The sequence below is a fragment of the Actinosynnema sp. NPDC023587 genome (genome assembly GCF_040640215.1).
Classification (GTDB): Bacteria; Actinomycetota; Actinomycetes; order Mycobacteriales; family Pseudonocardiaceae; genus Actinosynnema.
In genome coordinates this window covers 55,679-64,990 of record NZ_JBFABG010000023.1, presented here as the reverse complement: position 1 = coordinate 64,990, position 9,312 = coordinate 55,679, and the positions used below count along the sequence as shown (strand labels likewise).

Sequence of the window (9,312 nt, the reverse complement as noted above, 5' to 3'; positions counted from 1 at the left end):
CTTGGCGGCGGTGATCGCGGTGGTCAGGTAGAGCATTCCGTGGAGGGCGAGCAGGCCGGCCGGACACCGGCCGCGCCACCAGGAGTTTCGTGAGTCCAGAACCCTGCTCGAAGCCTTCCGGCTCGACGTCGATCCACTTCGGTGCGCACGGCGTTGTGGGCGTGGTCATACGGCCGGACGACGAGGCCGCCAAGCACCCAGGCAGTGTGGGGCTGGGTGCCGTGGCACCCGGCGTAAGGCCCGCTGTCCCCCTTGAGAGCTACACGAGTTGTTGTTCCCAGCGGGATTCCATGGCTGGGGCGGATACCTAATCTCTGTGTCACACAAGGAAATCGTCGCAGAGAGGACGAGGGCAATGGTCAGTTCGAAGGAAGTCGGGCAGCTACGCAGGTATCGGCTCCCCCTGCTGCTGGTCACGTTCACGGTCGTGATGCTGGCGAACGCGGTCATCATGCAGCTCGTATCGCCCATCGCGCTGCTCGCCCTGCCGGTGGGGGTCGGCTCCGTCCTCGTTGTCGTGGCCGGTTATCGCAAGCTGTCGCAGGTCGTGGAGCAGCGGGCGGATGTCCCCGAGCTCGCCAAGGAGCGGGTGTGGTCCCGGCTGTGGCGTGGGGCGTTGCTCGGGTCCGGGCTGTTCGTCCTGCTGATCCTGCTGATCGGGATGTTCGGTGGCTGGCAGGACATGTCGTGGGGCTCGATCTGGGGTTGCCTCGGCACCGCCGGGCTGGTCGCGAGCGTCGCGGTCACCGAAGAGGTGCTGTTCCGCGGCGTGCTGTTCCGGATCATGGAAGAACGCACCGGGACGGTGATCGCGCTGATCGCGTCGTCGCTGATCTTCGGTCTGGCGCACTCGATCAACGCCGATGCGACGCTCTGGGGTGTGTTGTCCATCGCCCTGACGGGCGGGTTGCTGACGACCGCCGCCTACGTCGCGACCCGTTCGCTGTGGCTGTCGATCGGCCTGCACTTCGCCTGGAACTTCACCCACGCCGGCATCTTCGGCGTCGCGTTGTCCGGCTCGGCCGAGGTGCCGAACGGGCTGCTCCAGACCACACTGTCCGGCCCTACCGTGCTGACCGGTGGCACCTTCGGGCCCGAGGCGAGCCTGATCGCGCTGCTGGTCTGCGTTGTGCCCAGTATCCTCCTGCTGCGCCGCGCCGCGCGCACCGGTCAGATCCAGCGCCGTGTCAAAGCCGGGGCCTGACCAGTACGCTCGCGCGATGCTCCCAGCGTGGCAAAAACTATCCCCGTCTACTAAGGACAGTGCACTTGCGCTGGTTCTCGCGGTCCTGGCGTTCGTGCCGACCGTGTCGACCATCGGCCCGCAACTCGGGGACTTGCCGAGACGCCCGGTGGACGCGCTCGCGCTCGTGCTGGTCATCGCGCAAGCTGCGCCGCTCGCGATCAGGCGGCGTTGGCCGACGGGCTGTCTGGCGATCATCGGTATCGCCTTCGCACTGCACCAGTCGTTCGGCTACCCGGACACCATCGCCGGCATCGGGCTCTACCTGGCGCTCTTCGCGGTCGGGGCGCACCAGGTCCGGTACCGCCCGGTCATCGCGGCGACGGCGACCGCGGGCTACACCGGGTTGGCGATCACGTTGCACCTGCTGGGCTCGCCCAGTCAGCTCCAAGTGTTCGTTGTCTTCTACCTGAGTCTGGTGGTGATGTGGATGGCCGGGACCGCGATGCGCCGGTGGCGGGCCGAGGAGGCGGAGAACCGCCGGCTGGGTGTCGAGGTGGCGACCGCCGGAGAGCGGGCCCGTATCGCGCGGGACCTGCACGATGTGGTGACCCACCACGTGACCGCGATGGTCGTCCAAGCGGACGCGGCGCAGTTCTTGCTCGACGGGGTGCCGGAACACGTGGGGAAGGGGTTCGACGCCATCAGCGTCACGGGCCGCCGGGCGTTGACGGAACTGCGTCACCTGCTCGACGTGCTGGAGGCGACGGGTGACTCGGCGAGGGCCGACCGGTCGCCGACCCTGGGCCGGGTCAGCGACCTCGTCGAGCAGGCCCGGCTGTCCGGTCAGCCGGTCGAGTTGACCAGGCGCGGCGACCAGCGTGAGCACGCCGTCGACATCGAGTTGGCGGCGTACCGGGTGGTGCAGGAGGCGCTGACCAACGCGATGAAGCACGCGGCGGGACACCTGACCCGGGTCGAGATCGACGACCACGACGACCGGATCGAGATCGAGGTGACGACGGACGGGATCTCCGCAGGCGGGTCTGCGGTCGGGTCGGGCGGGCGCGGCCTGAGTGGGCTGCGGGAGCGGGTACGGATGCTCGATGGTGAACTGGTGGCCGCAGCCCGGCCCGAAGGCGGGTTCCGGGTGCACGCTCTCATCCCGTCACGGAGGCAGGCATGACCATCCGCGTTCTGGTGTGCGAGGACCAGGAACTGGTGCGCGCCGGGTACAACACGATCTTCTCGGCACAACCGGACATGGAGGTCGTCGGCGAGGCCGCGGACGGCAGGCAGGCCGTCGAGGAGGCGCTGAGGTTGCGCCCGGACGTCGTGGTGATGGACATCCGGATGCCCATCCTCGATGGTATCGAGGCCACTCGCCGGCTGTCCGGGCCCGGCGTGGACACCCCGGCGAAAGTGTTGATGGTCACCACTTTCAACGTCGACGAATACGTCTACGAGGCGCTCAAGGCCGGTGCCAGCGGGTTTCTGCTCAAGGACGCGCCACCGGCGGAACTGATCAAGGGCGTGCGCACGGTCGCCGCCGGGGAGTCGCTGGTGGCCCCGGCCGTCACCCGAGCCCTGATCGGCCACTTCGCCGAGCGCCTGCGACCCACCGACACCACCCACCCGGCCCGGGACCACGTCCGGCAGACCCTCGCGCGCCGGGAGCTCGAAGTGCTCGTACAGATCGCCGCCGGTCTGTCGAACGCGGAGATCGCCGAGAAGCTGTGCATCACCACGGAAACGGTGAAGACCTACGTCTCCCGAATCCTGACCAAACTCGACCTGCGTGACCGCGTGCAGGCGGTGGTCCTCGCCTACCGGGTAGGACTGGTCGTCGCCGAGTGAAGCCCGCGCACGTCGAGCCGTGCGCAGCATGAAGCAACGCGTTCGCGCTGCTGCGCCCGCTGCCCTCGGCATCGAGGCCGCCGCCTTCACCGTCTGGCAGATCCTCCAGGACGCCGGGTCGACCCGCCTCCCGAGCGCACCTCGAAGACGCGAGCCGACACGCACGCTTCCTGATCCGCGACCGAGCCCAGAGCGTCAAGGTGCGGATCGCTCCTCCTGCTCGGTGTCCTCGCCCATGATCATCCGGTCGCGATCAGCCGCCTCCGAGCAGCAGGCCCCGGAGGGAGATCGCCTTGCCGGTCGACTGGTCGTGGACGAGGGCCCGGGACTCGCCGAACCGGCCCGAGTCGCCGCTGAGCCAGTAGTGGCCGATCAGGCTGCCGGTGCGGTCGGCGGACACCACGCCCGCGAACAAGGTCTTGCTGTTCTCCTCCCACGTCCGCAGTTCGCCGGTGGTGGTGTCGAGCAGCGTCAGCCGGACCGGGTCACCGGACCGGGCCCGGTAGTCGAACGCCAACCTGGTGCCGTCGTCGGACACGAGTGGTCGGCCGGCGCGCCGGCAGGTGCCGAACGGGTCGGCGCACTGGATCAGCGTGGTCGTCCTGCCGGTCACGAGGTCGTGGTGGAACAGCGCGCCCCGCTCGGCCGGGTCCGAGCCGGTCTCACCGGTGGAGTAGGCGAACGTGGTGCCGTCCCAGCCGATCGCGGAGTACCGCCAGTCGGCCCGCAGCGGGCTGCCGTTCTCCTTCCGGCTCACCAGGATGATCTGACCGGTGCGCAAGTCCTTGCGCACCGGGTAGTGGCCGAGCAGACGATCCGTCCGGTGCGGCGGGGGCACCATGTTGCTGGTGGAGTGCACCGCGAACAGCGCGTACCGGCCGTTGCCGGACAACTCGACGAATCTCGGCTCACCCGCCGACTCGGGATTGCCGGCGGCGTCGGTGTCGAGTCTGGTGAACCTCGAACTCGCGTCGGCCTCCTGCGCCGATGCGATCCCCGGCTGCGCCGTGGGGGCGATGCCCGCGATGGCCGCGACCACCACCACGATGATCCTTCGCAAGTTCCGCATAGCCGTCCTTTCGGGAGCCGGCGATGCCGAGAAGTGTGCCGGCGATTCGTTTGCCCGAAAGGGAAGTGAGGTGCGGCGTTACGACTGGCGCAACTGCTCTTCATCTGGCTGGGTGATTGAAGAGTGCTCCTCGAACGGTCCTCCTCAGCCAAGGACATCGACCTACCCGAACCAGACCGAACACCCGCCGAGACCACCGATAGATCCGAGGCGGGCTACCCACACTCGGCCACCGGACAACCGCCCCGACCGTGCGCCTCATGCTCAAACCCGGAAGCTCGTCACCCCGCCCGAAAGGGCACAGTCGTCGACCGAACCTCGTCTCGGCCCGGCGAGCGCGACTAAGGTCGCCGCGTGACGGCAGACATTCTCGGCCCGTTCCGCGACGAGGCGCTCGCACGAGGCATCCCGGCCGGCGACGTCGGCCGGTGGATCGGCATCGCCCGCCCGTGCGCGACCTTGACGCCGTCCGCGAACGGACCGGTCGTGGCCCGCTTCGGTGGCTCCCTGATGCTTCCCGTCGACGCCCCGAACCCGTGGTTTCCCCTCGTCGCCACCATTGACTGCGAGGCCCTGCCCCCGGACGCCACGGACCTTCCGCTACCCCCGGACGGTCAACTGCTGTTGTTCGCCTTTCCCCTGGCGGACGAACCCAGCGCGGCAACCGCCGGTGAAGCGCTCCACGTCCCCGCCGGCACCACAGTCGGAAAACGGGAGAACAACCCGTACTTCTACGGCGAAATCCCGGAGTACGAACAGGTCTGCCGAGCGTTGCCCCAGGGCGAGCTGCGCCTGGCCACGAACGTCTCCCTGCCGCACAGCGGAATCAAGGACGTCCCCGAGCCGCCGTACTCCGTGCCGCTGCCCGGCCACCCACGCTCCGAGGAACTGGTCGCGGTGTGGTGGGAAACCCGGGGCAAGATCGCCTCCGACGGCCCGCTCCAGATCGGCGGCTACGGCACGGACGAATCCGGGCTGGACCCCGTCACCTCCGCCGCGGAGATCGCGGCCGACGCCGAACGAGCGGGTTACCGGCCGACCGCAGAGCCACCCGACGCCGACGACTGGGTGCTGCTCGCCGACTGGTACCCCGACGTCAGAGGTTTGGAAGGCACCACCGTCCACTGGGCGATTCCCCGGGCCGACCTGGCCGCCCGACGCTTCGAACGGACGCACGTCACCACGTACTGGAACCCCTGAAACCCGGAACGCCACCGCGAAGGTCGACAACTCGGGTTCGGCGCGAAAGACCCTCAGTCCCAGCATGTCGCCGTTGCCGAGCAAGTGACCGGTGGCACGGTAATCCGCTTTCCCGCCCGTACGGCCTCGTCCACGACATGTACGGCCTGCTCGGTCCTGGTAGGCAGCCGGAAGCACTGGGAACCGCTCGCCGGGAGCAGCCGGCGGGGCACACCATCGGCACGGGCCGACCGTCAGGCAACCGGCAGGGAACCATCAGGTTCGTGGACGCCGGGCCTTCAGGTACGAGCGGTGTGATGAGAGCTCCTTGATCCACGACCGCATGGGAGCTCACCGTCATGGCCGTACTGCTCTGTCGGCTCGGTGCCTGGACCTACCGGCGTCGCCGGGTCGTCTTGGTGGCCTGGCTGGCAATCCTGACCGGGCTCGGGGCGCTCGCCGGCACCGCGGGTGGCGGGTACGAGGACGACTTCTCGATCCCCGGCTCGCGTGCCCAGCAGGTCCTGGGCACGGTCGCCGAGGAGTTCCCCGCCTCATCGGGGACCTCCGCGCAGGTCGTGTTCGTCGCGCCCGCAGGCCGTCAGGTCGCCGAACTGCGACCCGTCATCGCGCGGACCCTCGCCGCCGCAGCGGAGGCACCGCAGGTGGCCGGCGTGACAGATCCGTTCACCACCGCGACGGTGTCGCCGGATGGTCGGACCGCTCTCGCGTACGTCGCCTACCAAGAGAAACGCGCCCAGTTGGCGAGCGGCTCCCTCGACGCGCTGGAGCGGGTGGTGCAACCGGCGCGAGAGGCTGGGCTGCGGGTGGAGGTCGGCGGGTCGGCCTACGGCGACAGCTCCGACGAGGGTGGCACCGAGGCGTTGGGGCTGCTGATCGCGTTGGTCGTTCTCGTGATCACGTTCGGTTCGCTGGTGGCCGCCGGACTGCCGCTGTTCACCGCGCTGCTCGGGGTGGGTGTGACCGCTACCGGCCTGGCCGCGACCGCGAGCGCGCTGGCCCTGCCGACGACCGCGCCCGCCCTGGCCCTCATGCTCGGGCTGGCGGTCGGCATCGACTACGCGCTGTTCATCGTCGTGCGGCACCGGTCGCAACTGGCGGCCGGCATGCCGGTGGCCGAGTCCGCAGCCCTCGCGACCGGCACGGCAGGCACCGCCGTGGTGTTCGCCGGCCTCACCGTGGTCATCGCCTTGGCCGGGCTGACCGTCGTGGGCATCCCGTTCCTCTCCGCGATGGGGTTGGCCGCGGCCGCCACGGTCGTCGTCGCCGTGCTGGTGGCGGTCACCCTGATCCCGGCCCTGCTGGGCTTCGCCGGAGAACGGCTGCGCCCGAAGCCCACCTCGCGGACGGCCCGCCGCGAGGCCGGGAACGGTCGGCCGACCGCGGGGGCGCGCTGGGTTCGGCTGGTCACCCGCAGGCCGCTGGTCACGACGTTCGCTGTCGTCGCGGTGCTCGGCGTGATGGCCGTCCCGGCGGTGCACTTGCGGCTCGCGCTCACCGACAACGGTTCCGCGCCCCCGGACAGCACGCAGCGACAGGCCTACGACCTGACCGCCGACGCGTTCGGGCCGGGCTTCAACGGCCCGCTGCTGGTTCTGGCCGACCTGGCGGACGACGGCGATGCGCAGACCGCCGCGACGGCGCTGGCCGAGCGGCTCGGCGCGGTGGACGGAGTGGTCGCCACCGGACGCCCGCGACTGTCCACCGACGGCCGGTACGCGCTGCTGACCGTGATCCCGGAGACGGGACCGCAGGACGAACGCACTGAACGGCTGGTGGTCGACCTCCAAGCCGTGGGTGGGGAGACCGTCGGGGTCACCGGCTCGACCGCCGTCGGCATCGACATCTCCGAGTTGCTGAGCGCGTCGCTCGTGCCCTTCGCCCTGATCGTCGTGGGTCTGGCGTTCCTGCTGCTGATGGTGGCCTTCCGGTCGTTGGTGGTGCCGCTGAAGGCGACGCTGGGCTTCCTGCTGTCGGCCGGCGCGACGTTGGGTGCGGTGGTCGCGGTGTTCCAGTGGGGTTGGCCGGCCGATCTGGTCGGGGTCTCGGCCACCGGTCCGGTGATCAGCTTCCTGCCGGTCATCCTCATCGCGGTGCTGTTCGGCCTGGCGATGGACTACGAGGTCTTCCTGGTCAGCCGCATGCACGAGGAGTACGCGCGCAGTCGCGATCCCCGGCAGGCGGTCGACCGGGGATTCCGCGCCTCGGCACGGGTGGTCACGGCGGCGGCGCTGATCATGGGCGCGGTCTTCGCGAGCTTCGTCCCGGGCGGCGACGCCACGCTGAAACCCATCGCCTTCGCGCTCGCGGTCGGCGTCGTGCTGGACGCGTTCCTGATCCGGATGACGCTCGTGCCCGCAGTGCTGGCGCTGACCCGGCACCGCGCCTGGTGGCTGCCCCGGTCGCTCGACCGGGTGCTGCCGAACCTGGACGTGGAGGGCGCGCGGCTCGCCAGGACCGCCGAGGAGCACCCGCGCGCCCCGGTCGGGGTGGTGTGATGGAGGACGTGGACAAGATCCTCGTAGTGGACGACGACCTCGGCCTGCGGACGCTCCTGCTGTCCGCGCTGCGGTTCTCGGGGTTCGAGGTCGAGGCGGCCGGCGACGTGCCGGCCGCCCTGGCCGCGATCGAGGCGCGCCCGCCCGACGCGATCGTGCTGGACGTGATGCTGCCCGGTACGAACGGCTTCGACCTGCTGCACCTGCTGCGGTCGCAGGGCGTGCACGTGCCGGTGATGTTCCTGACCGCGCGCGACGAGTTGGACGACCGCGTGCGCGGGCTGCGCCTGGGCGGCGACGACTACCTCACCAAGCCGTTCAGCGTGGTGGAGGTCGCCGCACGGCTGGAAGCGCTGCTGCGACGCGCCCGCCGCGTGCCGCCGGCGGTGCCGGAGGGCATGTGGCGCTGCGGCGACCTGGTGATGGACGAGGCCCGGCACGAGGTGACCCGGGGCGGGCGTCCGGTCGAGCTGTCCCCGACCGAGTTCCGCCTGCTGCGCTTCCTGTTGATCAACTCGGGGCGGGTGGTCTCCAAGGCGCAGATCCTGAACCACGTCTGGCAGTACGACTTCGGTGGCGACACGAGCGTGGTCGAGCGGTTCGTCTCGAACCTGCGCCGCAAGATCGACTCCGGCGGGCCGTCGCTGATCCAGACCGTGCGGGGATTCGGGTACAACCTGCGGGCGGTGCAACGGTGAACCGGCACCCACGGTGGCGGCTCGCTCTCGTCCTGTTGCTCGCCGGGCCGGAAGCCGCCATCGCCACCGCGGTGAAGCAGGCGTTCGACGCCCAGCGGCGAGCCCAGGACCGGTTGCGCAGCTTCGTCGCCGACGCGGGCCACGAGCTGCGCACCCCACTGGCGACCATGCAGGGCTGGATGGACTTGTACGTCCAGGGTGCCCTGCGCGAACCCGGCCAACTCGACCACGCCATGGAACGAATGCAGGTCGAGGTCGGCCGGATGCGACTGCTCGTCGACGAACTGGCGCTGCTGGCCCACCTCGACGCGGCCCGTCCGCTCGACCGCAATCCGGTGGACGTGGTCGCGCTGGCGGGCGAGGTGGTCGACGACGCCCGGGTCGTCAGCGCCGACCGGGCCATCAGTCTGCGCGGGGTGGCGGAAGCGGTCATCGACGGGGACGGCCCCCGCATCCAACAGGTCCTGCGCAACCTCGTCGGCAACGCGGTGCAGCACACCCGACCCGGCACGCCCGTCACGGTCACCGTCACCCGCCAGGACGGAGGAGTGACGATCGCGGTGCGCGACGACGGCGACGGGATCGAACCGGAGCACCTGCCGCACGTCTTCGAGCGCTTCTACCGCGCCGATTCCGGCCGCGGCAGCGACGGAGGTTCATCAGGTCTGGGCCTGGCCATAGTAGAGGCGATCGTCACCGCACACGGCGGCACGGTCGGCGTCACCTCGACACCTGGGCAGGGCACCACAGTCTGGGTCACCTTCCCCGTCGACAGCACTCCCTGACCCGCCATGACCGATCGCATCG

At 70.1% G+C, this 9,312-nt stretch carries 8 protein-coding genes; 7 read left to right on the top strand and 1 reads right to left on the bottom strand.

Annotation, left to right across the window (positions count from 1 at the left end; all coding sequences use genetic code 11):
• Positions 1-355: 355 nt before the first annotated feature.
• From AB0G01_RS33615 to AB0G01_RS33605, 3 genes are read left to right on the top strand one after another with little or no spacing between them, the layout of a single operon-like run.
• Complete coding sequence (locus AB0G01_RS33615) at positions 356-1,204, top strand: CPBP family intramembrane glutamic endopeptidase (protein WP_360954354.1); 849 nt, start codon at positions 356-358, stop codon at positions 1,202-1,204.
• A gap of 16 nt (positions 1,205-1,220) precedes the next feature.
• Positions 1,221-2,369, top strand: coding sequence for a histidine kinase (locus tag AB0G01_RS33610; protein WP_360954351.1), 1,149 nt, complete (start codon positions 1,221-1,223; stop codon positions 2,367-2,369).
• Positions 2,366-3,040, top strand: coding sequence for a response regulator transcription factor (locus AB0G01_RS33605; RefSeq protein ID WP_360954348.1), 675 nt, complete (start codon positions 2,366-2,368; stop codon positions 3,038-3,040). The genes AB0G01_RS33610 and AB0G01_RS33605 overlap by 4 nt, the downstream gene beginning before the upstream one ends.
• Positions 3,041-3,293: 253 nt before the next feature.
• Here AB0G01_RS33605 and AB0G01_RS33600 read toward each other — a convergent pair whose 3' ends face one another.
• The gene (locus AB0G01_RS33600; protein ID WP_360954345.1) at positions 3,294-4,109 is read right to left on the bottom strand and encodes a hypothetical protein; all 816 of its coding nucleotides are present in this window, start codon (positions 4,107-4,109) and stop codon (positions 3,294-3,296) included.
• A 354-nt stretch (positions 4,110-4,463) separates the two neighbouring features.
• Here AB0G01_RS33600 and AB0G01_RS33595 point away from each other — a divergent pair, with 354 nt between their 5' ends.
• From AB0G01_RS33595 to AB0G01_RS33580, 4 genes are all read left to right on the top strand, one after another.
• Positions 4,464-5,309: a hypothetical protein gene (locus AB0G01_RS33595; protein WP_360954342.1), complete on the top strand. Its 846-nt coding sequence runs from the start codon at positions 4,464-4,466 to the stop codon at positions 5,307-5,309.
• A gap of 338 nt (positions 5,310-5,647) precedes the next feature.
• Positions 5,648-7,807: an MMPL family transporter gene (locus AB0G01_RS33590; protein ID WP_360954339.1), complete on the top strand. Its 2,160-nt coding sequence runs from the start codon at positions 5,648-5,650 to the stop codon at positions 7,805-7,807.
• A complete protein-coding gene (locus AB0G01_RS33585; protein ID WP_360954336.1) occupies positions 7,807-8,505 on the top strand; it encodes a response regulator transcription factor in 699 nt (232 codons plus the stop codon). Before AB0G01_RS33590 ends, AB0G01_RS33585 begins: the two co-directional genes overlap by 1 nt.
• Complete coding sequence (locus AB0G01_RS33580) at positions 8,502-9,290, top strand: ATP-binding protein (protein ID WP_360954333.1); 789 nt, start codon at positions 8,502-8,504, stop codon at positions 9,288-9,290. Before AB0G01_RS33585 ends, AB0G01_RS33580 begins: the two co-directional genes overlap by 4 nt.
• Positions 9,291-9,312 lie beyond the last annotated feature (22 nt).